Genomic DNA, 458 nt, shown 5'->3' with positions numbered 1-458 from the left:
GAAAGGATAATTCTCGTCGTCGCGACAGCGTCGGCAAAATCCTTGGCCCGATAAAGGGCGGCGACGCGGGAAAGCTTTTCGCCAGACAGGGGATGGTCGGGGCCGATGCCGGTGGTTTCCACGGCGAGGAACTTGGTGTCGGCGGGGACCTGGTTTTCCATGCCCAAAGCGACCAGCATCTTGTCGGCATCCTGCGCGATGACGGAGCGGTTGAGGTGGTCATCGGGCCAGAGCTTGGCGACGATTGGGGCCTCGTCTTTGACGTGGGCCCCGCCCGCTTTGGCGAGTTCCGCCATGAATTGATCGTGGATCGCGTCGACGGTGACGATGGCGTTTTCGGAACTGCAGGACGTGGCGTTGTCGAAGGTTTTGGACGCGGTGATCTTTTCGGCGGCGGCCTTCAGGTCGGCGGTCTCGTCCACGATGACGGTGACGTTGCCCGCGCCAACGGCAAGCGC

At 62.7% G+C, this 458-nt stretch carries 1 protein-coding gene; it reads right to left on the bottom strand.

Annotated features, from left to right (window positions below; translation table 11 throughout):
* Nucleotides 1–458: hypothetical protein (locus KWG70_RS17690; RefSeq protein ID WP_449619091.1), on the bottom strand; the 458-nt coding region annotated here is incomplete at both ends.

Origin of the sequence: Psychroserpens luteolus (assembly GCF_021032705.1) — a bacterium.
Taxonomy (GTDB): domain Bacteria; phylum Bacteroidota; class Bacteroidia; order Flavobacteriales; family Flavobacteriaceae; genus Psychroserpens; species Psychroserpens luteolus.
This window is presented reverse-complemented; position numbering and strand designations above follow the sequence as displayed.